The 26,016-nt window shown below is 64.2% G+C and carries 21 protein-coding genes; 19 read left to right on the top strand and 2 right to left on the bottom strand.

The window, feature by feature from the left end; genetic code table 11:
- Window positions 1–319: 319 nt before the first annotated feature.
- The 11 genes from N4J17_RS01955 to N4J17_RS01905 are packed head-to-tail and all read left to right on the top strand — an operon-like array spanning window position 320 to window position 17,971.
- Window positions 320–3,091, top strand: coding sequence for a cytochrome C (locus N4J17_RS01955; protein WP_232470319.1), 2,772 nt, complete (start codon window positions 320–322; stop codon window positions 3,089–3,091).
- A 51-nt stretch (window positions 3,092–3,142) separates the two neighbouring features.
- Window positions 3,143–3,448 carry a hypothetical protein gene (locus tag N4J17_RS01950; RefSeq protein ID WP_198322231.1) on the top strand — a complete coding sequence of 102 codons (306 nt, stop codon included), beginning with the start codon at window positions 3,143–3,145 and terminating at the stop codon, window positions 3,446–3,448.
- Window positions 3,449–3,497: 49 nt separating this feature from the next.
- Window positions 3,498–6,251: a cytochrome C gene (locus tag N4J17_RS01945; RefSeq protein ID WP_198322230.1), complete on the top strand. Its 2,754-nt coding sequence runs from the start codon at window positions 3,498–3,500 to the stop codon at window positions 6,249–6,251.
- Window positions 6,251–7,747 carry a hypothetical protein gene (locus N4J17_RS01940; RefSeq protein WP_277458139.1) on the top strand — a complete coding sequence of 499 codons (1,497 nt, stop codon included), beginning with the start codon at window positions 6,251–6,253 and terminating at the stop codon, window positions 7,745–7,747. The genes N4J17_RS01945 and N4J17_RS01940 overlap by 1 nt, the downstream gene beginning before the upstream one ends.
- Window positions 7,747–8,358 carry a hypothetical protein gene (locus tag N4J17_RS01935; RefSeq protein WP_232470766.1) on the top strand — a complete coding sequence of 204 codons (612 nt, stop codon included), beginning with the start codon at window positions 7,747–7,749 and terminating at the stop codon, window positions 8,356–8,358. Before N4J17_RS01940 ends, N4J17_RS01935 begins: the two co-directional genes overlap by 1 nt.
- Window positions 8,355–9,353 (top strand): hypothetical protein, encoded by a 999-nt coding sequence (locus N4J17_RS01930; protein WP_198324294.1) that lies wholly within the window; start codon window positions 8,355–8,357, stop codon window positions 9,351–9,353. The genes N4J17_RS01935 and N4J17_RS01930 overlap by 4 nt, the downstream gene beginning before the upstream one ends.
- 47 nt (window positions 9,354–9,400) lie before the next feature.
- The gene (locus tag N4J17_RS01925) at window positions 9,401–10,282 is read left to right on the top strand and encodes a hypothetical protein (RefSeq protein ID WP_198324293.1); all 882 of its coding nucleotides are present in this window, start codon (window positions 9,401–9,403) and stop codon (window positions 10,280–10,282) included.
- Window positions 10,283–10,310: 28 nt separating this feature from the next.
- A complete protein-coding gene (locus tag N4J17_RS01920; protein ID WP_198324292.1) occupies window positions 10,311–11,360 on the top strand; it encodes a 4Fe-4S binding protein in 1,050 nt (349 codons plus the stop codon).
- Between the two features lie 52 nt (window positions 11,361–11,412).
- Window positions 11,413–14,331 carry an assimilatory sulfite reductase (NADPH) flavoprotein subunit gene (locus N4J17_RS01915; RefSeq protein ID WP_232470765.1) on the top strand — a complete coding sequence of 973 codons (2,919 nt, stop codon included), beginning with the start codon at window positions 11,413–11,415 and terminating at the stop codon, window positions 14,329–14,331.
- A 27-nt stretch (window positions 14,332–14,358) separates the two neighbouring features.
- Entirely contained in the window at window positions 14,359–15,165 is an 807-nt protein-coding gene (locus N4J17_RS01910) for a hypothetical protein (RefSeq protein WP_198324291.1), read from the top strand.
- Between the two features lie 7 nt (window positions 15,166–15,172).
- Window positions 15,173–17,971, top strand: a complete 2,799-nt coding sequence (locus tag N4J17_RS01905) for a cytochrome c3 family protein (protein WP_198324290.1) — start codon at window positions 15,173–15,175, stop codon at window positions 17,969–17,971.
- Window positions 17,972–18,002: 31 nt separating this feature from the next.
- Here the strand turns inward: N4J17_RS01905 and N4J17_RS01900 are convergent, their stop codons facing one another.
- On the bottom strand, window positions 18,003–18,410 hold the full coding sequence (locus N4J17_RS01900; RefSeq protein WP_198324289.1) for a type II toxin-antitoxin system VapC family toxin: 408 nt from the start codon (window positions 18,408–18,410) through the stop codon (window positions 18,003–18,005).
- The gene (locus tag N4J17_RS01895) at window positions 18,407–18,667 is read right to left on the bottom strand and encodes a ribbon-helix-helix domain-containing protein (RefSeq protein ID WP_198324288.1); all 261 of its coding nucleotides are present in this window, start codon (window positions 18,665–18,667) and stop codon (window positions 18,407–18,409) included. The genes N4J17_RS01900 and N4J17_RS01895 overlap by 4 nt, the downstream gene beginning before the upstream one ends.
- Window positions 18,668–18,775: 108 nt before the next feature.
- Between N4J17_RS01895 and N4J17_RS01890 the strand changes: the two genes are divergently transcribed.
- From N4J17_RS01890 to N4J17_RS01855, 8 genes are all read left to right on the top strand, one after another.
- Window positions 18,776–19,351 carry a DsbE family thiol:disulfide interchange protein gene (locus N4J17_RS01890; RefSeq protein ID WP_198324287.1) on the top strand — a complete coding sequence of 192 codons (576 nt, stop codon included), beginning with the start codon at window positions 18,776–18,778 and terminating at the stop codon, window positions 19,349–19,351.
- Window positions 19,352–19,372: 21 nt separating this feature from the next.
- On the top strand, window positions 19,373–20,062 hold the full coding sequence (locus tag N4J17_RS01885; protein WP_198324286.1) for a DUF3450 family protein: 690 nt from the start codon (window positions 19,373–19,375) through the stop codon (window positions 20,060–20,062).
- Window positions 20,063–20,143: 81 nt separating this feature from the next.
- Window positions 20,144–20,455: an energy transducer TonB gene (locus N4J17_RS01880; protein WP_232470764.1), complete on the top strand. Its 312-nt coding sequence runs from the start codon at window positions 20,144–20,146 to the stop codon at window positions 20,453–20,455.
- Window positions 20,456–21,170: 715 nt separating this feature from the next.
- On the top strand, window positions 21,171–23,435 hold the full coding sequence (locus N4J17_RS01875) for a TonB-dependent receptor (RefSeq protein WP_232470763.1): 2,265 nt from the start codon (window positions 21,171–21,173) through the stop codon (window positions 23,433–23,435).
- 23 nt (window positions 23,436–23,458) lie between these two features.
- On the top strand, window positions 23,459–24,193 hold the full coding sequence (locus tag N4J17_RS01870) for an energy transducer TonB (RefSeq protein ID WP_198324285.1): 735 nt from the start codon (window positions 23,459–23,461) through the stop codon (window positions 24,191–24,193).
- A gap of 17 nt (window positions 24,194–24,210) precedes the next feature.
- Window positions 24,211–24,867 carry a MotA/TolQ/ExbB proton channel family protein gene (locus N4J17_RS01865; protein WP_338457627.1) on the top strand — a complete coding sequence of 219 codons (657 nt, stop codon included), beginning with the start codon at window positions 24,211–24,213 and terminating at the stop codon, window positions 24,865–24,867.
- Between the two features lie 14 nt (window positions 24,868–24,881).
- A complete protein-coding gene (locus N4J17_RS01860; RefSeq protein WP_277458514.1) occupies window positions 24,882–25,292 on the top strand; it encodes an ExbD/TolR family protein in 411 nt (136 codons plus the stop codon).
- A gap of 106 nt (window positions 25,293–25,398) precedes the next feature.
- Window positions 25,399–25,917 carry an REP-associated tyrosine transposase gene (locus N4J17_RS01855; protein WP_198324007.1) on the top strand — a complete coding sequence of 173 codons (519 nt, stop codon included), beginning with the start codon at window positions 25,399–25,401 and terminating at the stop codon, window positions 25,915–25,917.
- The last annotated feature ends 99 nt before the right edge of the window (window positions 25,918–26,016 follow it).

Below are 26,016 nucleotides of genomic sequence, written 5' to 3'. Positions count from 1 at the left end.
ACGCCGGCTTTTTCCTTGATTAAGGTGGCGGCATTCATTGGCAAATGAGAATGCATATCATTAGTTTCTATCGCGCAGATGGCTGGGGTTCCTGGGCCATGGCCGCCGCCGATCAGGCTTCCGGTCCATTGCCGGCGCTTGCGTGATTTCGCTCAATGGCGTGTGAAATCACTTAGCCGTGCGGGATAGGGTTTCGCCGGCTCGTCTGTTTTTGAAATACGGTTTGGAATGGTTCGCATTTTGCTTTCGCTTTTTCACACTTCGGGGCGATGGGATGAAAAGCGGCTGCGCCGGGAAAGGCGCCCACGGCATCGGATGAATGAGTGAGGCACGACACATGCGGATTCACCGGCTACAGACCCGCCTATGGCTGTGGGCCGTCTGTCTCATCGCCGGGATTTTGCCGTCGTATGGCGGGGAGGCGCCTGCCGACAACGGTTTCGACCGGGCCGTACTCCATCCCGCCATCCCGCTGCTGGACGAGAGCGGACGCCATGTGCTCGACAGTGGTCTGCCCTACAGCCCCAAGACCAGTTGTGGCAACGGTTCGGGCAGCGGTTGCCACGACTACGCCAGGATCACCCGTGGCTACCATTTCGAGCAGGGGCGCGACGAAACCCGCGATGGCTTCGGTAACAAACTAGGGTTGCCGCAACTGACCGGCCCCGGCTATTTCGGCGGTTACAACTGTATGTCCGGCAATGCGCCGGGCTGGCTGGCCAGGAAGGGCAATGACGGCGAGGCGGAATTCGGCGATTTCGGCGCGCCCGATCTGGTCCGCTACTGCGGCGCTTGCCATGCCGGCGGTGGCTGGGGGGAATTCGACCGTAGCGGCGTGCGCTACGACGAGCAGTCGACCGAGGCGGTCAAGGCTTTCGACGGCGACTATTTCAGCCGCCGGTTCCAGGATGCCTACAGGCAAGGACGGTACGGCGGTTCCGGACCTTCCGAAGTGGTGGCCTGGGACTGGAAGAAAAGCGGGGTCAGGGAGGCCGACTGCATGCTTTGCCACGCCGATTTCTCCCGCCTGAAGACATTTCCCCTCAGTGGGTTGGGGGCGGACGGTTCCGAGTCCGCGACGCTGCGGTTCGCCCGTCTGCGCGACGAAAAATTCATCGCGGGCGGTTTTTTCCGTTATGCCGCCTCGGCCATCTGGGAGTTCCTCGACGTGCGGCCTGATACGGAAGGAGGCGCCGCGCTCTTGACGGTGGAGCGCAGTCCGACTGCCGGTACCGCAGTGCCGGATTACCGGCTCGTCCTGGACGATCAGGGCAACCCCAAGCTGCGCTGGAACCGGGACGCTTTCGACGAGGCCGGCAAGATCCAGGTTCCCATGCTGCGGTTTCCGGCCAGCGACAATTGCATGTATTGCCACAAGACCGGCAATTCACGGCGCGGCTTCTACGGCTTCGGGCCGGAAGTCCGTATGAGGACAGCGGCCGACGGCACCACGATCACCGACTTCCGCACCGACGTGCACAAAGGCGCGGTCTGGACCGAGGACAACGGCCAGGTGCGGGCCATCGAGAACTGCAACGCCTGCCATGCCAAGCAGTACTACAAGTCGCCTGCGGCCAATGTCGACCTGGATGCCGACCACAATTTTCCCAAGGGCAATGGCGACAACGACGTCCGTAACGATCTCGACAATGCGCCGCCGCCGGCCTCCTGTGAGCATTGCCATGACCAGGCGGCGAAGCCGGCCTTGCCGTCCGGCCACAAAAACGTACTGGAGGCTCACCGCGAAATCTGGAAGGCCAACGGTGACATGCGGGGTTATCCGGGAAACACGCTGGATCGGATCACCCAGACGCACCTCAACGTCGTCGCCTGTCAGACCTGCCATATTTCCAAGTTGGCCGACAACGGCAAGGACTTCCCCATGCGTTACCGCTACCGGGTCGGCTACGGCGGACGGCTGAAGATCTTCCCCTATAAGCCGGCCTACCGCTATTTCGTCCAGGATCGGAACAGCGGGCGGGTATTGAACCGCTATGAGCGCTTCTCCGTGATCGAGGCGCGGACGGGTTCGGACGGCGGCAAGTACGGAGCGATTCTCGATCCCGCCAGCGGCAAGGAACTGGGGCAGGTCGCGATGAACGGAGATGAATTCGGAGAGCCGCCGACGTTCAACGACTACAAGGCGCTGAAACAGGCCTACGACGCCTTGCTGGGGATGAAGGGCTACGCCGTGCCGAACGTCCGCTTCGTCTACGTCGAATCCAATGAATACGCGCTCAGTCATGCAACGCGGCCATCGCCACAGGCGGTGCAGTGCGAGGACTGCCATGCGCGCAAGCAGAGTGGGGCGTTCAGCGCGTTGATTTCCGCGGAAGGTCTACTGGGCGAGGCCAATGTGGCCGAAGTCGCGAAGCTGCCGGATCGCCGACTGGTGGACGCCGGTATAGTCGAACTCGGCATGCCGTACTACAAGGTCCAGAACGATGGGCGCATCGTCGAGAACGTGGCCGACGCGCTTTACGCCAGCCGTCTCGATCCGTCCATGTCGATTCTCAGGTCGGAAACGGCCCGGACGGTCGAGAGCGAGTTCAAGACCCTGAGCCGTGCCGAGGCGCTGGTTTTCGCCGATCTGGACGAGGCGGCGTGGCAGAAGCTGGAGGCGGATCTCCCTTCCGGAGAGGCGCTGCTGTTCGGCTCGAAGGTCGGGCACAGTTCGCTGCGCGGATTCGCCCTGATCCAGGCGCGGGGAACCCGGACCCAGGCCTATGGCGGCATCCTCAAGGGCCGGGTGGAGAGCCGGCCGACGAAGGCCAAGGACCGGACCCGGATTCTCGGCCAGGGATTCGGCAACCCGGCGGCGGACATTTACTCATTGGCCGTCATGGACGCCAGCGGCAAGACACTGCCGGGACTCATCGAGGGTACCGCGCTGGTCAGGCTGCCTTACCGGGGTAAGGCGAAAGCGCGCGACGGGGTGAGCGTGCTGGTTTCCAATGACGGCAAAGTCTGGCACAGGGTCGGAGGGAAAAACCTGCTGGTATTCCGGCCACGGGGCGATGTGGACGGTTACGCCGTGGTCCGTATCAGGCGTTCCGCCCTATATCTGACCCTCGCGGACAAGGTGGGCTGAAGCCGTAAGGCTGGGCCCGGGCATTTCAAAGATCGCAGGAGGAGTCGTGACATGCACACCAAATCTCACCGGAGTCAGCTCTGCTGCTCTTCGAGTCCGCTGATCGCCGAAGACGCGGCTGCATTGCCGCGGGCATCGGGCATGCTGGGTCATCCGCTGGTGCGGAAGGTCCTGCCCTGGCTGGCCGGGGCGGGCATGGGGCTGGGACATGCGGCGGTGGCTTCCAACTGCACCGTCCCCCAGCAGGGACGCTGTAGCAGTTGCGGCAGTTGCATCGTGGTGGTCGGTTCTCTGGCCGTCTGGGCGTTGTCCAGAAAAAAGGGACAGGGCGCGTTCTACCAGGAGAGCAGCCGGTGAGGAGCGCTGCGGCTGTCTTCGGAATTCGCCGATACCGGAGAGATCGGGCATGAGGGAGCCGAGCGGGCGGGGACGGCGGATCGCTGAGTGGTGCTTGTCGCTGCTGATCGGATTCGCGTCCAGCGCGGCGGCGGGGGAGCCGGTCAATGCCTTCGACCGTACCCTCATGCACCCCGCCATCTCGCTGGTGGACGAGGATGGCCGGCATGTGTTGGAGAGTGGCAGGCCCTACAGCGTCCGCATGAGCTGCGGCAACGGCAGCGGCGGCGGCTGCCACGACTACGACGGAATGAACCACGCCTACCATTTCGAGCAGGGGCGTGACGAAACCCGCGACGACTACGGCGCCAAGCGCGGTCTGCCCCATCTGGTCGGCCCCGGTTATTTCGGCGGCTTCAACTGCATGCAGGGCAATGCGGCCGCCGCGCTCGCCAAAAAAGCGAATCCCGGCGAGGCCGAATTCGGCGATTACGGCGCGGCGGGCTACGTCAAGGCCTGCAGCACCTGCCACCTGGGCGGCGGCTGGGAGGAGTCGGACCGCGGCGGTGTGCGCTACGACCAGATGCCGGCCGGTTCGGTCCAGGCCTGGGACGGCGATTATTACGATCGCAACGGAGACGGCCAGGTGGTCCCGTGGGACTGGAAGAAGAGCGGCGTGCGCGAGGCCGATTGCATGACCTGCCACGCCGATTTCTCGCTGTTGAAAAAATTTCCTTCCAGCGGACTCGCTGGCAACGGCGACGGTACGGCCAGCGCCCAGGATCAGTGGGGCCTGTTGCAGGATGGCAAGTTCGTGGCCCAAGGCTTCTTCCGCTATGCGAATTCGGCGATGTTCGAGTTTCTCGACGTCCGTCCCGATCTGGCCGGCGGGGCTCAGTTGCTGACGGTGGAGCGGACCGTCAAGCCAGGAACCGCCAAGCCGGATTACGACCTGGTGCTGGGGGACTCGGGCGAGCCCGTCCTGCACTGGAACCGGGACGCCTTCGACGACAGCGGCAAGGTACGGATCCCCATGCGCCGCTTCCCCGGCAGCGACAACTGCATGCTCTGTCATTTGGCGGGGGCCGGCATCAATCGCATCGATGCCGAGGTGAAGAGCAGCCGGCGCGGGTTTTACGGCTTCGGTGACGAAGCGACCGAGACCCCGGGTGAGGACGGAAAAGCCGTCGAGGACTACAAGCACGATGTCCACAAGGGAAAGCGCTGGACCGACGACACCGGCGAGACCAGGATCATCGACAACTGTAACGCCTGCCATGCCAAGCAGTACTACAAGCCGGCCTACGCCAACATCGATCTCGACGCCGACCACGACTTCCCCAAGGGTAACGGCGACGCGGACATCCGCAACGATTTGGATTACCAGCCCGGGCCGGCCGACTGCGAATATTGCCACAGCACCGCCCAGGCGCCGGCCCTGCCGTCGGGTCAGCCCACCTTGCTGGATGCCCACCGCGAGCGCTGGAAGTCTTCGGGCTTCATGCGCGGTTATGCCACGAACTCGTACAACCGGGTGGTTCAGGTGCATTTCGACGATCTCGCCTGCCAGGCGTGTCACAACCACACCGCGGTGTACAACGGCAAGACCCTCCCCCTGCATTACCGCTACCGGGCGCGCGCGGATGGGGCGCTGCGGGTCATTCCCTACGTGCCCAACGCCCGGTTCTTCGTCCAGGACCGCAGCAGCGGCCGGGTGCTGTACCGCTATGAAAGGCAGTCGGTGTTCCGCCCGAAGAACGGCGGCCAGGCGGCCATCGTCGATCCGGCCAGCGGCCAGGAAACCGGATCGGTCACCGTCACCGCCGGCCAGTTCGATCTGCCCGCGACGTACAGCGACTTCAAGGCGCTCAAGCAGGCTTATGACAGCCTGCTCAGGAGCAAAGGCTACGCCAGCGCCGACGTGCGCTTCGTCTATGCCGAGAGCAACGAATACATCTTCACCCACCAGACCCGCCCGGCGGAGCGGGCGGTCGCCTGCGAGGAATGCCATACCCGTCGGGCGGACGGCTCGATCAATGGCGCGGTGGCGGCCAACGGTCTGCTCGGCGCCAACCGGGTCATCGAGGTGGCGAGGATTCCGGACGCGCGCCTCGTCGAGGAAGGCGTGGTGGAGCTGGCTTCAGGCTATCACAAGGTGCAGTCCGACGGCAGGATCACCGAAACCGTCGCGGAGGTGCTCGAGGCGACGAACAAGGCGCCGGACATGTCGATCCTCAAGGCCCAGACCGGTCGCGTCGTCGGCGGCCCGCTGCGAAAACTGCCGGCTTCCCAAGCTGCGGCGCTGGCTTCGCTAGACGAAGACGCCGCCGGCAAGCTCACCGCACAGTGGGACAGCGGTCTGTCGCTGACCTTTTCCGCCAAGGTCGGCCACGCCTCCCTCCAGGGGGCTGCGCTTTTCATCCCCGGCACATCGTTGAACCAGTTGCTGCTGGACGGCGTCCGGGCGGAGCTGACCAGCAAAGAGCCCACCGCGGCCGAGCGCCGCAAGGTTGGCAAGCTGGGCGCGGGTGCTCTGGCCTCGGATGTCTACAGCCTGAGCCTGACCCGGAGCGGCGGCAAGCCGATGAAAAACTTCGGCAGCGGCGACGGCTGGATCAAACTGCCATATTGGGGTACCGCGACCCGGATCAAGGGCGTCAAGGTCGCATATTCCGAGAATGGACGGAGCTGGCGCCTGCTGCCGCGCGAACGGATCGTCGTCTTCAAGGCCGGCTCCGGCGGCGCGGCGGGCTATGTCCTGTTGCGCATGAAGCGCCCGGTTGCATTTGTGGCGTTCACGGGCAAGGCGGGGAGCAAATCCTGATGGTCCGGAGGCGTTGCTGGTTTGGGAATGCCGGAGGGCTATGGGCTGCCTCGGCCTTGCGTCGGGGAGGCATCGCCCTGCCGCTGATTTGCGTGCTGTTTTGCGGCCTGGGTTCCTCCCCCGGCCGCTGCGACAACTGGCATGGTTCGGTGCGCAGCAAGCTCCAGGTCGACAACCGTTATACCTTGCAAAATGCGCACGTGTTCGGCGAGCTGTGGGGCCAGGGGTTTTATGACAACAGCCGGGAGGATCTGCACGGCGCCGTGGAATTCGTGACGCGCAGCGGTTATCAGCCCGACGGCGGCGGCGTGGCAGGGCTGTACCAGGCTTTCGTCGAGAAGGGTTTCGATTCCCTGAACACCCGGGTCAAGCTGGGGCGTTTCCAGCGCACCGACAACCTGGGTTTGTACCTGGTCGATGGCGGCGCCGTTGCCTATGCCGCCGCCGACAAGGGCTGGGGATTCGATGCCTATGCCGGCCATCCCAGCCGATACGACCACGTGATCAGCGTCGAGGGGAAGTTCGTCGGGGGGCTGGAGGGGCGGGCGCAATGGACGCCGGACTGGGGCTGGGGGAGCGACGGGCCTTCCCTGAGCCGGATCGACGTGCGCGGCGGCTACCAGTATTTCTGGCGCGATCTGTCCCAGAGCGCGTTCGGCTATTCCCCGTATACGGGATATGGGGGATCCGCCAGCGGAAACGTGAATTCGGGGGTGCTGATCGGCGCTACCGGCCTGCAAGGCGCGGTCGCCAGCAGTGATTTGGCTTATGGCGGTTCCAAGCCCTGGGGAAGCTCTCTGCAGCGCCTGTATTTCGCCACCACCGGGGCGGGGCGGCTGGGGCTTTGGCGGGACAGCGATTACGAACTGGGGGTACTGGGAACCTACCGGGCCGACCGGGATGCGTTCGAGAACATCCGCCTCAACGGCCAGCTCGACCTGACCAATGCCGTGCGAGTCCGTAGTTCCTACGAGTACTTCCAGCCGCGCGATCCCATCCTGACCTTCCGCGAAAAGTTCTACAGCGCTTACGCGCTGGGCGAGCAGACCCTGGCGCGGACCCGCATCCAGCACGAGCCGGTGAAGGGTTTCAACTATTACGTCGGGGGACTTGCTTCGAGCCGGAAAGGTTACGACGGCTACGGCGGCGAACTCGGGGCGAACTATGTTTTCAATCCGAATTTCGGCCTGATCGGCGAGTTCGACTACATGTCCCTGGGGCCCGAAACTGCGAGCAGTTTCTACCTCAGCAGCACGCACACGGTGAATTCCCGGCTCCAGATGCGGGTGAACACCGCGCTGCGGTTCGAGGACAAGATCCTGTATGGGTTCAACCGGGCGGTGGGCGCGGAAATCGAGGCTTTCTACATGCTGCGCAACAATCTCGTGCTCAACGTCGCGGGGAGCTACGTCTGGTATACCCGTATTCTCGACGAGTACCTGGGGGCGGTCCAGGTGATCTATTACTTCGACAACTTCAAACCGAAAGGGATGTGATGGCGCGGCTGATACTGGTTCTGCTCTGGACCGTGCTCCTTGCTCCCCTCGTCGGCGCCGGCGACCTGCCCGATGCGGTCAAGGACCCCAAGTGGTGGGAGAAGAGGGAGCAACGCACGGACATCCGCTATCCGCACAACGCCCACATGGAGGTGATGGAGGAAGAGGGCGACAGCTGCATGCTGTGCCATTCCTTCGCCCCCAACGCGATCACCGACGCGAGCAAACTCAAGCCGCTCACCACCATTGCCAACGAGCCGCTCAAGGCGGTCTGCCATGATTGCCACGTGACCGAGCAGCGTGGCCCTTGGCGCTGCAACCTGTGCCACGACGACAAGACCAAGATCTGGCCGGAAGACCACCGTTTCGGCTATGTCGACCACCACGGCGAGGCCGCGCGCCGGGATGAAGCTGCTTGCAAGGAGTGCCATCTCGATCTGGCTTTCTGCACCAACTGCCATTTCCGCAGGGACACCATGGGCACCGGCTACCACCCGCTGGGATACCGCACCCTCCATGGCCTCGGGGTGCGGGTCGACACGTTGGACTGTGGACGCTGCCACAACCAGATCTATTGCGAAACCTGCCATGCGAGGACCCGATTCCGATGAAAACGATTGCGATGCGTCGGGTGGTCTGGCTGTGTCTGATCGGGTTCGTGGTGCTCGGTCCCGCGATCGCGGGTGCCTACACGGTGTCGACCGTGACCGGCAACCTGCTGCTCACGCCGAGACACGGCGGCGACGGCACCGCCTGGGGCCGGACCAATTGCGCCAGTTGTCATTTTCTGCAGAACATCCACAAGAAGGCCCCCAACATCCGCAACTGGGTGCTCTACAAAGGCACGGCCACCTGCACCGGCTGCCACGGCACCAACGGGACCAACGCGCCCAGGCGCTGCATCATCTGCCACAACACCACCGATCTGGCCACCTCGCCCCGGCAAGGCGGCGCCCACAAGCACGACTTCTCGGTCAAGAAGATTCGCGCGCTCGGTGACGGCGACTGCCTGACCTGCCACGTCAAGCCGGACATGGATGGCCAGTTCGAACGCGACGTGGATCTGACCGCGATCCGCGACGCCTCCGGCGGCTTCTCGCCGTACACCAGCGATACCGATTTCTGCCTGCGTTGTCACAACCGCGACCATCAGCCGGTCGGCGTTCGCATCAAGCCCAGGCCGGGCTACGGGCTCAACGATCCGCTGGTGGCCATCGAGGACGACTACACCCAGATCGATCGCCACGGCTGGGTCAACGGCGGTACGGGGCCGTACCGCGGATTGCGCGGCAAGAAGTTCCACTATGCGGACGAGGTCGCCTGCACCGACTGCCACGTCATGCACGGAACCCGCAACCCCAAGCTCATCCTGGACGACACCCGCAAGGGCTCGAACCGGCTGCTGAAGACGCTGCCCAAGGCTTACAAGGCCCGCGTCCACGACGGCAACTACGCCGAATTCTGCGTGCTGTGCCACCGGATGGAGGACCCGTCGGTCGAGGAAGGCGCGTATGACGCGGGCAACGGTCTGTCCGGCGTGCACGACGTCACCTCGGACTGTAGCCAGTGCCACACCCACGGGGAACCGGTGAAGGGGGGATTGTGAGGGGATGGCGGAGCGCGTGGCCGGAATCGAGCAGGTGGCTGGCGGGAATGCTGCTGTGGCTGCTCGGCACCGCGATCACGGCTGCGGGCGCCGAGGACAGCTACGCGACGACGAAGAAGCTGCCCCCCCTGCATCACGTCATCGGCGTCGTGTTGCCCGAGGAGATGAAGACGCCGAAACGCCTGCCGCTGCGGGAGGACCGCGAGCTGCGCTGTCCGACCTGCCACGGCGTCGAGGACATCGACAAGGTGCCGTACCGGCGGATCGACCGCAGCCTCCCGGATTTCCTGCGGGGCGGGCCTTACGACAAGCTGGAGACCTTCTGTTACGAATGCCACGAGGAAGACAAGTTCAAGCGTCCCAACATCCACATCATGCTGGACAAGAACGGCAAGCTCCAGGAGGAGCACTGCACCTATTGTCACGAGGAGGTGCACCGGGAGCGGGATCGGCCGCTGCGTGCGGCGGATTACCGGCTGCGGCTGCCGCCGGAAAATCTTTGCTACGGGTGCCACCTGAAGACGCCGCACTTCAATGCGCTGGAACACCAGGAATCGAAACCCGACGCCCGGATGAAGCTCCATATGCAGGACTCGAAGACGCGTTACGGCATCATCCTGCCCCTGAGCCGGGAGGGCAAGGTCATGTGCCCGACCTGCCACGCTCCCCATCAGCCGGGCGTCATCGATGCGCTCAATCCCGCCGCCGGTCGGGTGGCCGACGCCGATCTGGAAACCGGCGTCAGTTACCGCGAGCACCCCTGGGATGCGGTGGTGCGGGAAGACAAGAAGGCGCGGCTGGAGAATTTAAGCGAACAAAGCGGACAACGATTCGAGCTGGGATACCGGCGGATCGACAAGGAAGTATTGCTGAGGCTGCCGGCGAAGAACGGTGAGCTGTGCCTGGCCTGCCATCAGTTCGACGAATGACACTAACCCAACCGCGAGGCGCAAGACCATGAATGCCCTGACCGCGAAACTGAGCGAAAAAATCCGATCCGTCCCGAAGATCCAGCGTTACCGCTATTTCTGGATCGCCGTATCCTGCGCAATGTTTCTAGGGCCGCTGGCGGTGCTGCCGGGCCTGGCCGGCAACACCGATCTGTGCGGAAAGCTGTGCATGCGCCGCTTCTATCTGTATTTCCCCGGCATGAGCTGGGACGATTTGTTCATGCACGTCTCCGTCGCTCTGATCGGCGTGGTGGCCTTCTTCGTCATCATCACGTTCACCTTTTTCTTCGGGCGCATCTGGTGTTCCTTCATCTGTCCGGTCGGCGGGTTCTCGGAGCTGGTCAGCCGGATGCTGAACGACCGCTGGAAGATCGAGTATCGCGGGCTGCCGCAGGTACAGATCCGTTACGGTTACCTTGCGGTCTACATGGGGCTGCTGCCGCTGCTGGGCGTCAGCGCCTGCACGCTGTGCAACTTCATCACCGTGCCGCGTTTCGTCGAGGCACTGAGCGGTGGCTTCGTCGGCCTAGCGTTCATCTTTTCCACCGTCGGCCTGGTCAATCTGTCCCTCTTGTTCCTGCTCGGCTTCTTCGCCAGCAAGGGGCGCGCCTACTGCCAGTTCCTCTGCCCGATCGGCGCCATCGATGGACTGGTCAACCGCCTGGGCGCGCAATTCCGTTTCACCCACCACATCCGGGTCGATAAGCAGCGCTGCACTGGCTGTACCGAATGCGCGAAGAAATGCATGTGCGGCGCCATCAAGATGGTGGACAAGGTCGCCGTGGTCGATCAGTTCTCCTGCATGTCCTGTCACGACTGCGTCGATGCCTGCGACTGGAATGCCATCGAATGGACCACCGCGCCCAGGAACAAGACGCCCAAGCGGATCAAGCGCGGCATCCAGATCCATCCAGAGCCGCAATGGCAGGCGATGGTGGAGATGCAGCCGAAGCCGGCGCCGACCGCCCGGGTCATCCACTGGGGGCGGGTGGTCAATGGCGTGATCGTGGCTGCCTTTTCCCTGTTCCTGTTCGCGACCGTGGTGTGGCTGCACTGAGCCCGAGGAACTTGAATCCCCGCCGATGCGGCAGCGATTTTCGAATTCGAAGATGATGCGGTACGCCTGTTCTCTGTGTCTGGCATGGCTGATGCTGGTTGCGTGCAGTTCCGTCCTGGCCGCCGAGCGGCACAGCGATCCCGACGGCTGTTTCTCCTGCCATGGCCTGCCGGGGCTCGAATATCTGGACGACCACGGCGTGCTGCGGGTCGCCACCATCCTCAAGAGCGACTATTACGGATCGCTGCATGGCAGCGTGCCTTGCAAGGACTGCCACCGCAGGATCGAGCGCTATCCGCACAAGCCGGAGGAAGGCTACGTGGACTGCTCCGAGTCCTGCCATCTGAAAGAGCCGTCCAAGGACAAGTCCTTCACCCACAAGCCGGTGGTCGACGAGTTCAAGCAATCGGTCCACGGCTCCGGCCATGCGCCTGGCGCGAGCAAGGATTTCCATGGCGGCAACCGCCTCGAGGAGGAGACCGGCCAGCAGAATCCCTCCTGCCGGCGCTGCCATTCCAACACGCCGTATATCAAGGACGCCAACCTGGAGCGGTTCAAGCAGGAGCTGCACCACACCGAGACCGAGTGCGGCACCTGCCACCAGGGCGAAACCTGGCGCAATCAGTTCAGCGGCCACATCCTGCGCCGCCTGGTCGGGAAGAACTACAACAAGATGGAAGCCAACGCCATGTGCGTGGATTGCCACGGCAATCCTGAGGCCATGGCCAAGGTCGAAATCCAAGACCCGGAAACCAAAGAAAGGAAAAAGGCCAGCTACCGCTTCGCCCACGCCGCCGAGAGTTACTCGAAGACCTTGCATGGCAGGCTCCTCGCGGTCGACGACGAAGCCGGCGCGGGCTGTATCGACTGTCACGCGCCCGACGGCTTCCGCCACGGCGTCCTGCGGGACGAATCGAAGGATTCATCGACCCACCCCGACCGGCTCGGCGAGACCTGCTCGCAGGCCGGCTGCCATGGCTATGCGAAAAGCCCGCTCAATCTCGGATTCCTCAACACCGACCTGCATGACCTGGATTTCGTGCGCATGGAGGATTTGTCCTTCGCCCTGGACTTCTCCCGCCTCGATTCGGCCTGGTACGCCGCCGCCTGGGTGCTGGGGCCACTCGGCCTGATTTTCCTGATATCGAGCTTCCTCTCGCCGCTGTCGCGTTCGCGGCAAGCGCCGGTCACCGAGGTCGTGGGTTACGACCACTTCCAGCGCATGATGATCGGCAGCGGCTCCGCCAAGGATGGCCTGTGGCGGCGCATCCGGGAGCGGCTGGCCGGACCGACGCCTTCCGCCGCTCCGGTCCCCGCGCCGGTGGTCGAGCCCGACGCGCCCATTACCTCGCTGACCATCCTGTTCGGCTCCCAGACCGGCAACGGCGAGGGCATCGCCGCCGACCTCGAAGTCCGGCTAAAGTCCTGGGGCTACAGCGTCGAGCGGGCCGACATGGCGGATTACGATCCCCGTGAAATCGTCAACGAAAGGTTGCTGTTCGTCATCGTCAGCACCCACGGCGAGGGCCAGCCGCCGATCCCGGCGGAGAAGCTGCATGGCTATCTCTATGCCGAAACCGCGCCGCGGCTGGAGCATCTCAAATTCGCGGTATTCGCCTTGGGCGACAGCAGCTACAAGCATTTCTGCAAGGCCGGGAAAGATTTCGATGCCTTCCTGCAGCGGCTGGGGGCGAGCCGGGTGCTCGATCGCGTCGATGCCGATGCCGATTTCGAGGAGGCGGCGGCGGCCTGGATCGAGGCCGTGCTCGGCTGTTGCCGGGCCATCATCGGCGATACCGGCATCGAGCCCTCGCTGGCGGCTGAGCCGGCCAATCAGGCGATCACGGCCGGCTACGGCAAGACCCATCCCTATCCGGCGGCGATCCTGCGCAACGTCAATCTCAACGGGGAGGGCTCCGCCAAGGAAACCCGCCACATCGAAATCGACCTCGGCGATTCCGGTTTGAGCTACGAGCCAGGGGATGCCCTGGGGGTCTATCCGAAAAACAACCCCGTTTACGTCGAAGCCTTGCTGGCCGCCTTGGGGGCCGACGGCTACAGCGAGGTGACCCTAGGCAAGGAGACCCTCACGCTGCGGGAAGCGTTCTACAAGCATCTCGACATCACCGGCCTGAGCCGGGTGCTGGTCGGGAAATACGCGGAACTGTGCGACAGCCGGGTCCTGGCCGGCCTACTGGCGGATCCCGACCCCGCACCCCTCGATGGTTACATGTGGGGCCGGCAGCTCATCGATCTGGTCGAGGATTTCCCGCTCCGGGGCGTTCCGCCGCAGGCTTTCGTCAACCTCCTGCGGCGCATGCCGCCCCGGCTGTATTCGATCGCCTCGAGCATGAAAGCCCACCCCGGCCAGGTGCATCTCACCGTCGGCGCGGTGCGCTACCACGCCCATGGCCGGAACCGGGAAGGGGTCTGTTCCACCTATCTGGCCGGTCGTATCGGTCCCGAAGAGCGGCTTTCCATCTTCGTGCAGCCGAACAAACATTTCCGCCTGCCCGAAGACCCGGCGACGCCGCTCATCATGGTGGGGCCGGGCACCGGCATCGCGCCGTTCCGGGGTTTCGTCGAGGAGCGTGAGGTCACCGGCGCCAGCGGCCGGAACTGGCTGTATTTTGGCGACCAGCACCGTGCCAGCGATTACCTTTATGGGGAGGAATGGGAGGAAAAACTCCGGCGGGGTGTGCTGACCCGCCTGGATCTGGCCTTCTCGCGCGATCAGGAGCGGAAGGTTTACGTGCAGACCCGGATGCTGGAAAACGCGAGGGAGATGTACGCCTGGCTCGAGGAGGGGGCCTGTTTCTACGTCTGCGGCGACGCCTCGCGCATGGCCCAGGACGTCCATCGGACGCTCCTGACGATCGTGATGCAGGAAGGTGGGAAGACGCAGGAGGAGGCTGAGGAATACCTCGAGGCCATGGCCGCCTCCCGGCGCTATCTGCGCGACGTGTATTGAGCCGGTTTCGCTGAACGGTGCTTGGAGATGAAGTTGAAGGATAAGGTGAACTTGGGACCCGCGGGTCTGGTGCTGTTCCTCTCGTGCTGGGCCAATAGCGGTGCGAGTTTCGCCGCCGAGCCGTTGTTCGTCCAGCGGGTCGAGTCGGCCACGCCGAGTCGGGAAGCCATCGGCAAGGCGGAGGAGCAGGTACGCGAGCACAAGGACGTGAAGTTCCGGGAAAAGATGGCCGTGCCGCCGTTCCACAAACGGATGGAGCCGCCGCTCAAGGAGGGCGAAACCTACTGCCAGGGCTGTCACCGTCCCCAGCCGCACAGCAAGAAGCTGCGGACCCGCAGTTTCCTCAACATGCACAGCCGTTACATCGCCTGCGAGACCTGCCACTTCCGTCCGGAGGACGTGCGGCTGGAGTACCGCTGGTTCGACTATGCCGCTCGTCAGCCGGCCGCTGCCGATGGCGGCCGGTTCCGGACCGGGCGGAACCTCGATAATTCGGTGCTGATCGACGGTAAATTCAAGATTGCGCCGTTCCACCGGGGCGAGCCCGCGTTCGCCTTGCCTGGAACGGCGTTCGCCGAACGGGTCGGCCGCGAGTGGCAGGAGGGCGATCTTGCCGTCAGGGCGCGGCTCAAGGCCCGGCTGCATGCGCCATTGAGCAAGGAAGGTCCGGCCTGCGCGAAATGCCATACCGAAGATTCCCCCCTGTTGGATCTCGCGGCTCTCGGCGCGGATTCCCGCCAGGCCGCGGCCATCCGCAGGCACGTCATCCCGCAGTTCTTCGGCCGTTACCAGTCCGACGACGACCGGCTGAAGATCATCGACATCCTGCGCTGAAGCGAACATGGCGAGAAATCTTGCGGGAGCAGTCGTGCTGCGCTGTGCCGCCGCGATCGCCGCCGGCCTGACCGGGCTGTGGCCGGCGGCGGCCGGTGCGATCCAGGCGGTGGTGGCGTCCGATCCGGCCAGGTACGAGGCCGGCTTCGAGCAACCTTCGGCCGTGGCCACGGATAGCGCGGGCCGGGTCTACGTGCTCGACGGCGCCCACCACCGGATCGTGGCGCTCACGCCGGACGGGGGAATCCTTCGAACCCTCGGCGGCGCCGAGCTGCTGAAACTGCCGATGGACTTCGCTCTGTCCGAGGAGGGGTTGGTGGTCGCCGATACCGGCCATCATCGGCTGGTATTGCTGCATCCCGACGGCACCTTACGGAAGACTCTGGATCTGGCCATCGAACCCATGCCGGAGCCGTCCCCGCAGCCGGATAGATCATCCTCAGCCAGTCCACTGCCAAAGCTGCCGCCGGAGCCTGTGGCCGTCAGCGTGCAGGACGGCATCGCCTTCTGGGCCGACCGGCGCAGCCACCGCCTATGCCGGATCCGGCTGACGGACGGCCGGGACTTGGGCTGTTTCGGCGGGCGTGGGGAAGAGCCGGGGCAGTTCCAGTACCCGTTCCAGATCGCCCAGGATCGCGATGGTTATTTCAATGTGGTCGACATCGTCAATGCCCGCATCCAGGTGTTCGACAAGAGCGGGCGCGCGTTTTCCCAGATCGGCCGGTTCGGCTTCGACGATGGCGAGCTGTTCCGCCCCAACGGCCTCGCCATCGACCGGGAGCAGGATGCGCTTTTCGTCAGCGACGGCTATTTCGGCACTATCTCGGTGTTCCGCAAGGGCGAGTTCCTGGGACTGCTGCGGCAGGCGGACGGCCAGCCGGTCAAGCTGGACTCGCCCACCGGCCTGCATTTCCGCGACGGCCGGCTGTATGTCGCCGAAACCGGCGCCAGCCGGGTCTGGAGCTACCGGGTGAGCTATCCTGGGCGCACAGTCTCCAGCAGGGGAGGCGGCCTGCATACCGAGCTGTCGCAGAAGAATTGCCTGCTGTGCCATCTGTCCTGGGCCGGCGATGCGCCGCCCGAGGTCCGCGCCGCCGATATGGAAGGGGCGCTGCCGGAGGCCTCCTACCGCATGTGCTACAGTTGCCACAACGGCGCGGTCATGGATTCGCGCCTGGCCATCCATCGGGGCGCGCAGCATCCCACGGTTTACGAAAGCCCCAAGGAGAAAAAACGCCACGCGGGACTCAAACCGCGCAAGGACAAACTTCCCGACAAATTTCCGGTCACCCGGGACAAGCAACTGCTCTGCACCTCCTGCCACACCCCGCATACCGACGCGGAAAAGGCGCAGACCCTGTATCCCGCCCACGGCAACGCCTGGCTGCGAATTCCGAACCGGGGCGGCGATCTGTGCGAACGCTGCCACGAATCCAAGGTCAAGGGCGCTCGCCTCGACGCCCCGTTGTCCACCGGGTCCGCCGAAGGGAAGAAAGGTCCCAAGGGTCTCAACCATCCCTTGGGGGTACGCTTCGTGCCGCCGCCGCATCCGGAGGCGAAGGGTTACCCTTCCGAGACCGAATTGCGCAAAGGGCTGCCGGAGCGCCTGGCCGCCGGCGGCGCGGCGCTCGGCGATCACGAGGAACTGATCTGCCAGACCTGCCATCAGGTCCACGGCGGCCACGGCGACGGCAAGACCACGGTCGTGGAAACGGCCAAGGGCGAACTGTGCGCTGCCTGCCATCGGCGCCAGTTCACCAAAAGCAAGGAGGAGGCCCATGAGAAGGGCGTCCACCCGGTCAACGTCAAGCGCGAACCGGACGAATCCGGCGCAAGGCCCGTGTTGTGGAAAGGCAAGCCGGAAATCACCGAGGTCGGTTGTCAGACCTGCCACCGCGTCCACGACGGCAGTGCGCGGACCCCGCTTCTGCCCGAAGGGGTCGCGAACGCCGAAAGCCTGTGCAAGAACTGCCACGAACGCCAGCATGCGGAGAACGAGAATGATGCCAGGAAGAAGGGCGTGCATCCGGTCAACGCCGAGCTGGAAGAGCCGGTGCGGATCGGCGGCAGGGAAGTCAGGACAGTGGGCTGCCTCAGTTGCCATTCCGTGCATGGCGGCAAACCCCATACCGCCGCTCTGGTGGAAACGGACCGCGACGGCGAGTTGTGCAGCCATTGCCACAAACAGAAGCAGACCGTCGTGGGCACCGATCACGACCTGCGCATCACCGCCAAGGACGAGAAGAACGCCTTGGGGGAGCTGCCGTCCGAAACCGGCGTCTGCGGAAGCTGCCATACCCTGCACCGCGGCAAGGGCGACCGCCGCTTCCTGTTCGCGGCGAGGAAGGTGAAGCCGCAGCCAGGTCCGGCTATGGACGAGACACCTTTCAAGCGCGACGGTCTGTGCCTGAACTGCCACCAGAAGGGCGGGGTCGGCGGGAAGAAGGTGGTCCATCATTTCAGCCACCCTCAAAAGGATCTGGTGCTGCGCTCCGATCAGAAGATCCTGCCGCTGCTGGGTGCCAAGGAAGAGCCCGAGGATTTCGGCGGCATCGCCTGCATCACCTGCCATGAACCGCACGTCTGGGATGCGGACAAGATCCCGCCGCCGGGCAAGGATGGGACGATCGCACTGTCCGCCAACCGGGAAAACCTGGAAGGCAGCAACCGCGACGCGTTCCTCCGGGCGAAGGATGCCGACAAGGTGTTCTGCGTCGACTGCCACGGGCTCGGAACCCTGGTGAAGTACAAGTATTACCACGATGCCAGGCGCGCCCGTAACGGGGGGGTGGATTATCTGCGGTGAAGTGCGGCTTCCAGTCCGCGATTGCCGCCCGCTAAGCGCTCTCCCGCCAGTCTTCCAGCTGCAAGCCGTTGATCCGTTCGAATTCGGCGGTGTTGGCCGTCACGAAGATCAGGCCGCGGCGCAAGGCGGCGCCGGCGAGAAGCACGTCGTAAGCGCCGATCGCCGTGCCGCGTTTTTGCAAGGCCGCGCGCAAGGCCGCAGCCGTTTTGGCGTCGCCGGGAGAGAAATCGAAGACTTCGATGGAATTCAGCAAGGATTCCAGGACGGGGGCGAGTTTGCGGGCGCGCTCGGGATTGAGTTGCAGGCCGAACTCGATTTCCATCAGCGTGATGGAAGAGATGCCGACCAGTCTCGGAGGTGTCTGCTTGAGTTTCGGCAGGACCGCGGGATGCCCCTTCGCGAAGTCGCTGATGACGTTGGTATCGAGCAAGTATTTCACGCCAGGGGGTCTCCGGCGGGGTGGATGAGGTTCCGCCGGTGGCTTTCGAAAGGCTCCATGTCGGGCATTCCTTGGAATGCGGCGACTTCCTGAGGCCAGCCGGATTTTTCAGCTCCGCTGCTCTTCGAGTCGGAATGGAATTCGATCCACTCCTTCAAGGCGCGGCGGATCAGCGCATTGCGGGATTCCCCTTCGGCCTCGGCGAGGCTTTTCAAGCGGAAACCGGTTTCATCGTCCAGGTAAATGTTGAAATGCATGGCATCCTCCAGGTATCACATACCGGTATGTTATGGTTTTGCCCAGGGCGAGTTCAACCCGCGGTCTTCCCAATTTCCTTTTGCGCCTAGCTTCTCAGGAGCCCGCACATGCCCCGCCTCTTTCTCCTTCTTCCGCTGCTGATCTTTTCCATCCTGGGGTTCCTGTTTTTCCAGGGCATGAAGCTCGATCCCAATACGCTCCCCTCGCCGCTGCTGGGCAAGCCTTTGCCGGCGTTCGAACTGCCTGCTCTGCGCGAACCGTTTGGGATGATCCGGAACAAGGACATCAAGGGGCCCGCGCTGGTCAACTTCTGGGCGAGCTGGTGCGCCGCATGCCGCGATGAGCACGCGCTGCTGCTGGACCTCGCCCGCAATGCCGGCATCACGATCTACGGCGTCGACTATTTGGACCAGCGGGAAACGGCGCTGGGCTGGTTGGATCGACTCGGCGACCCCTATGCCGCGGTGCTGTTCGACGAGCGCGGCAGTCTCGGTTCGGAATTTCGAGTCATAGGTGCGCCCGAGACCTATGCAGTGGACGGCAACAACATCGTCCGCTACCGTCATGTCGGCAGGCTGACCTGGGAGGCCTGGACCGCGATGCAAGCCGCACTGGCCGGTCCGGCCCCTCACCGCGGCCGGAGGGAGGGTGAGCAAGGTTGCTGCGACTTTCACATCGAGTGATACAAACAGGGCGAGGTGGCCATGAACTTGCTGGAGTCAATCCGCGTGGCCGTCGCACGGCGGTTTCCGGTCCGGTCTGCGGCCGTCGGTCGTGTCCGACCCTTTCTCGCCAGTGTCCTCCTCGTCATCGGATCTTCCTTGAGCCTGCCGGCCGTTTCGCCGGCTGCCGACCGGGCTGCGTCCGGGGACTGTGCCGGCAAGGAGCGGCAGCCGGAAGCGCTCGACCGTCCCGCTTCAGCTCCGGTGGTCTTCGAGTCAGCGGTTCCTGCGCTCCTCCATGCCGCGGTGGCCGCGTTGAAACAGGGGATCGAGAATGGCCCGCCGTTTTCGCTGACCGAGCGGAAGCGCCGCATCGCCCAGCTGGAAAAGCTGCTGGGCGAGCCCAATGTCGACGTCGCCGAGAAATACCGCCGCGTTCTGGAGGTGTACCGGATGGAGCTCGAGTATGGGAAAACCGTGGAAGCCTACCGTGATCTGCTGCGGACGGATGAGGGTGAACGCCTGGTGGATTTCCTGAGCATCGGTCGCCTGGCGCTATATTACCAGACCCTGGATGGTCGCGAGTCGGGCATCTGGCGCGGCGGCGAGAAGCCATGGCGCAGTCTCCCTCCCGAATACAACCGTGCCATTGCGCTTGGGCTGCGTGCCGCCTGCAAGCTGGAACCCCCGCGGCTCCTGTCCTTGCCTCTGCCGGGGCCGCGGTTGCCATGATGGGACTTTCTCTCCTCCGGAGCCTGGCCGGCGCCGCCGGCGCAATGGCATATCGAGAAGAAGCCGGCAGCCTCGGGAGGTATGGAGCGTGGCGCGGAAGGCGCGGGCGGGGCGGGCAGCGATCCTCTGATCGTCCTGTTCCGGGGCGTGCCCGAATATCCGGCCGCGGCCCGCCGCCGGGGCATAGAAGGCTGGGTCCGGCTCGAACTGACAGTGACCGCGACAGGTCTCCTCGGCGACGCCCGGGTCGTGGCTGCCAGCCCCCGAGATACATTCGACGAGTCCGCGCTGGAAGTGATCCGGCGCTGGCATTTCAAGCCGGCGTTCAGGGAGGGCCGGGCCGTGGAGCAGCGGGCCACGCTGACGATGGAGTTCAGGCTCAAGCGGCGTTAGGGGCGCCTGCCCGAAGTGCCGCTACGGTTTGGGTGGGAAAGGATCGGGCGCCGCGGCGCCGCCAGGTGAGGTGACGCAGAGGCTGTGTGAAAGCACTCTCTGAAGCGGACGGGGAGGACAGGTTTGTCTGTTTTTCCGGAGTTTTTCTGTTGGCGCGATTGTTGCGCCGATTGGTTTCGCTCGCCCTGTTTCACGCGTGGGCCGTCTGTGACGAGAATCCGGAGGAACCATGAATTCCCCTCATCCAATCCAGGACAGGCATCCGTTCTGGCGGACGTTCCTCGGCGGACTGCTGTTCGCTCTGATTTCGGAGGTGGCATCGGCGGTGGCCAGGATCAAGTTTTCGATGCGGTCCGCGGCGCCCCCGACGAAACCATAGCGAATTCAGCTCCGCTGTTCTTCGGGTCAGTGAGATCTGTTTTTCGAAACCACGGGCGCGTGAAATGACACAGTCTTGTGTGTGATATCGCTCACTTTGTCCGGGCGGGGTCGGGGCAGGTCGTTTCGCCCGGGCCTGACGGCGGCTGAGGGAGGAGCCGGTGGCGGGGATGCAAGCCGCTGATTTGGTGCAGTCTTCGCCGGACCGGGGGGCGGAACGTTCGGCGTGGTGGCGGAGGTATTCGGGCGGGCACGGGGGGATGGGAAGCCTTGGAGTGTGAATGGCGCAGAACTTGTAAAGCATTGAAGCCGATTCGCCATCAGGTCCAGGAAATTCATGAATACGCATTCAGATTCAGGTTTGCCGGCCGCCGGTACGCGCCGTTCCCGGCTTCGTCGCGATGCGTGGATGCTGGCGCCGCTCCTCTTCGTTTTCGGCTCCGTTGCACTTCGAGTCGGGTCCGCCGAGGCGGCGGAAGACGTCGTGGAGCTCGACACGATCACCGTCTACGGCGAAGAGGACGAGGTTTCTCCGGAAACGACGGATCTTCCGGAGGAGGATCTGGAGGAAAAGAAGGCGCAGACCATGGACACGGCCAGCATGTTCAAGGACGTGCCGGGGGTGAGCCTGTACACCGGCGGCGGCGTTTCCAGTCTCCCAGCGATCCACGGGATGGCGGACGACCGGGTCAAGATCCTGGTCAACGGCATGAACATCACCTCCGCCTGCAGCAACCACATGAACCCGGCGCTGTCCTACGTCGCGCCGGCTTCGGTCGGCAAGGCCTCGATCATGGCCGGCGTCACGCCGGTCAGCCAGGGCGGCGACTCCATCGGCGGGACCATTTCAGTCGATCCGGCGGCGCCGGGTTTCGCCAAGGCCGGGCAGATGGCCTATAGCGGCAAGGTGGGCGGTATGTTCCGCAGCAACAGCGACACCTTCGGCAACAACTTCAGCGGCTCCATTGCCAGCGACGACTTCGCTTTCGACTATGGCGGCTCCTGGGCGAAGGGTAACAACTACATGGCGGGCAACGGCGGTCCGACGGTGCTGCCGACCCGGTACCTGAGCACCAACATGAACCTGCGGGCTTCGACCAAGCTCGACAACGGCTTCTTCTCGGCGGATGTGACCGGCCAGTACATTCCCTACCAGGGTTTCCCGAACCAGCGCATGGACGTCGCCGAGAACGATGGTCTGCTCGGCGGGTTCAGCTACGAGAACAGCTTCGACTGGGGCAAGCTGGATGCGCGGGTCTACTACCACTCGACCTGGCATCTGATGGACATGCTGCCGGAACGCGGCGGTTTCATGCCGATGAAGGCCGACGGGTCTGACCTCGGCTACCGGGTACGGGCGCATCTGCCGGTGGACGACGTCCATACCGTGCGGGTCGGCAGCGAATACTTCCAGCAGGGACTGCAGGACTGGTGGCCCGGCAAGCCGGTCTTTCAGCCGCAGGATTTCTTGAGCATCAACAACGGCCAACGCGATCGCCTGGGCACTTTCGCTGAATGGGAGGCGGCCTGGAACAAGGAATGGCTGACCCAGCTCGGCGTGCGCAACGACATGGTGTGGATGAACACCGGCCGGGTCCAGGGTTATGACAACGGGGACTTCTACAGCTTCTGGGCCACCCCCTTCAACGCCGCCAACCGCTCGCGGGTCGATCACAATTTCGACGCCACCGCCACGGCCGCCTTCACGCCGGATGCCAACAGCCGTTACGAACTGGGCCTCTCGCGCAAGCAGCGCTCCCCCAACCTGTACGAGCGCTACGCCTGGGCCGGTCCCAACTCGATGATCACCTGGTTCGGCGACGGCAACTCCTATCTGGGCAACCTGGACCTCAAACCGGAGGCGGCCTACACGGCGACTTTCACCGCCAACTGGCACGACGAGCGGCAGCAGGTCTGGAACGTGAGTCTGACGCCTTATTACACGCGGGTGAACGACTACATCTACGGCCAACAGATCACGCGGCAGGCCAACGGCTTCCACGGCATGCAGTTCGTCAATCTCGACCATGCCGACATGTACGGCGGCGACTTCTCGGCCCGCTACGCCTTCCTGCCGGAATCGCCCGCCGGCAGCTTCGCGGCCAAGGTGGTCGCATCCTACGTGCGCGGCGTGGGCAACGACGGCCAGCGTTCCATGGGCTGCCCCTACGTGGGGACCTCTCTGGCGAGCTTGTGCAATAACAATCAGCAATTCTGGCCGGTCAACGGCTTTCTGGCGCCGACCTCGGTCAACCTCTACCACATGATGCCGCTGAACGCGACCGTGTCGCTGGAGCACAGCATCCCCGCCGGCTCGGCCGTGGTGGATAGCGCGATTTCGGTGAACCTGGTGGACAGCAAGACCGCGGTGGCCCAGAGCTATGCGGAGCCGACCACGCCGGGCTACGTCCTGCTCAATCTGCGCACCAGCTACCAGCGCGAGCACCTCAGGGTGGATGTGGGCGCCGACAACCTACTCAACAAGCTCTACTACCATCCGCTGGGCGGCGTGGACATCGTCGAAAGCGATAAGGCTAAGGCCGTGGTCAGGCTCCCGGCCATCGGCCGGTCGGTGTATGTGTCGCTGAACCTGGAGTTCTGAGCGGGCGCCTCGCCGCAGTAGCCATGGCCGCGGTTCCCCTCCCCCAAACCGACTCGACGAGCAGCGGAGCTGACTCCCTGTATCGCCCCGGCGGCGCGATTCTGCTGATCGTGTGTCTGGCGCATCTGGGGGTCTGGTGGAGTTGCCGGCAGTTGAAGCTGCTGGAACCGGAAGCGCGGCCGTCGCAGCCCATCGAGGTGTCGCTGGCGATGATCGCCCCGGCGCCGAAGGCGGCGGAGCCTGCCGCCCAGCCGGCGCCGGCGCCGCCCAAGCCGGTCACCCCGCGCAAACCCCGGTCCGTCGCCAAACCCAAACCGTTGGCGAAGACCCTGCCCAAGCCTTTCCCGGTCCAGCCCGAGCGGACGGTAGGCGAGAGCGCCGCCAAGACCGAGCCCGCCGCGCCGCCACCCGAAACCCCATCCGCCGCGCCTGCCGAGGGCACGGGAGGCGGCAGCGGTCCGGCCGTACCCGCATCGACCCCGGCGAACTTCAACGCCAATTATCTGCACAATCCGGTGCCGGAATACCCGATGTTTGCCCGGAAGCAGCGCTGGCAAGGCAAGGTCATGCTCAAGGTCCACGTGCTGCCGACGGGGTTGCCGGCGGAGGTCGAGCTGCAAAGCAGCAGCGGCCACGACATCCTCGACGAGGCCGCGATGGAAACGGTCCGCCGCTGGCGCTTCGTCCCGGCCACCAAGGGCGGCAAGGCCGTGGCCAGTTGGGTCGTGGTGCCGCTGGAATTCTCTCTGACTCGTTGACAGCACTGGCAGGAATCATGGTCACCGATACTTCCACCCTCATCATCAACATCACCCTCTGGGTCCTCACGGCCTTTTCGGTACTCACCTGGACGCTCATCGTGCTCAAAGTCTGGCAGTACTGGCGGCAGAGCCTTGCTAATCGGAGTTTCGAAGAGCGGTTCTGGGGTGCCTCCAGTCTCGACGAAGCGCGAGGGGAAATCGCCGCGGGCAAGAGCGCCCCCGTCGTCCGGCTCGCCGGCGCCGGTTTCGACGTGCTCGACAACGCCCGTCAGAACCGCCCGCCGGCCCTCAAATACCGGGGCGACCTGCTCGCCACCCTGGAACGCAAGCTCAAGCGGCAGTTGGAGCGCGAATCCCGGCTGTCGGACGTCGGGCTCACGGTGCTGGCGAGCATCGGCTCCACGGCCCCCTTCGTCGGCCTGTTCGGGACCGTCTGGGGCATCATGCACGCCCTGCAGGACATCAGCAAAAGCGGCAAGGCCAGCCTGGAGGTGGTGGCCGGGCCGATCGGCGAAGCGCTGATCGCCACGGCCATCGGCATCGCCGTCGCGGTGCCGGCCGTGCTGGCCTACAACTTTCTGATGCGGCAATCGCGGCGCAAGCAGCAGGCGCTGGAAATCTTCGCCGAAGACTTCCTGCACCTGATCGCCGCCGAAACCGCCCACCGCTGAAGGGGAGAGACGCCATGGCCATGAAGACCGGAGGCGACAACGACGAAGTGATGAGCGAGATCAACGTCACCCCCCTGGTGGACGTCATGCTGGTGTTGGTGATCGTGTTCCTGGTGACGGCGCCGCTGCTGACCCAGAGCATGAACGTCAACCTGCCCAAGACCGGAGCGGTGGCCGCCGCCGACGACAACCAATCGACCCCGATCGGCATCGACGCCCAGGGGCGCATCGTGCTGGACAAGACCGGGATCGCCGACCTGGCGGAGCTGGAGGCCAAGCTCCGGTATCGGGTGCAGCAGCACCCGGAAGGCCTGTACATCGTCCACGCCGACCAGGCGGTGTCCTATGCCGTCGTGGCCAAGGTGCTGGCCACCGCCCACAAGGCCGGCATCAATCGGCTGTCTCTGGCGACGGTGCAGGAATGACTGCTCTCCCTCCGGGAGATACCCGAGCGCAATATCCACGCAGGATCGTTCCCCGAATCCCGCAGGCAGGGTGGATAAGCGAAGCGCATCCACCAAACAAACACCGATGAGCAACCACCGAAGAGCCCAAATCGCCGGAGGAATCTTCTTCTTCACCGTGGTCACGTACGAGAGAACGCCGTATCTCGCCGATGAGTCAGCCATCCAAATCCTGCGGGCCGCATTTGCGAAGGTGAAAACCGCCCGTCCCTTCGAGATCGAGGCCATTGTCGTCGTGCCGGATCACCTCCATTGCATCTGGCGCTTGCCGACAGGATATGACGACTATTCAGGACGCTGGCGGGAGATCAAGAAAGCCGCATCGCGGCAGTTAGACCCGGTCACCAATCTCCGAAACGAACGCCCGGTATGGCAGCGCCGATTCTGGAAACATGTCATCCGTGACGAAGAAGATTGGCGCCGGCACATGGATTACATCCATTACAACCCGGTCAAACATGGTTTGGTTCGAGGGCCGATCGATTGGCCCTGGTCCAGTTTCAAGAAGGCGGTGGCAAAAGGCTGGTATGACCCGGCGTGGGGCAGTGACGAGCCGGGACATATTGCGGATCTGGAATTGGAATAACGGGGACGAGGGGGCATCGCCGGATTTCATGCGTTGATGGGGTTGGGTGGATGCGCTTCGCTTATCCACCCTACGATCCCCTTGAAATGCAAGGGTATG

Source organism: Methylococcus capsulatus, from assembly GCF_036864975.1.
In the GTDB taxonomy this organism is placed as follows: Bacteria; Pseudomonadota; Gammaproteobacteria; order Methylococcales; family Methylococcaceae; genus Methylococcus.
Note: the sequence above shows the minus strand (reverse complement) of the source record. Positions and strands in the feature narration are given on the sequence as shown.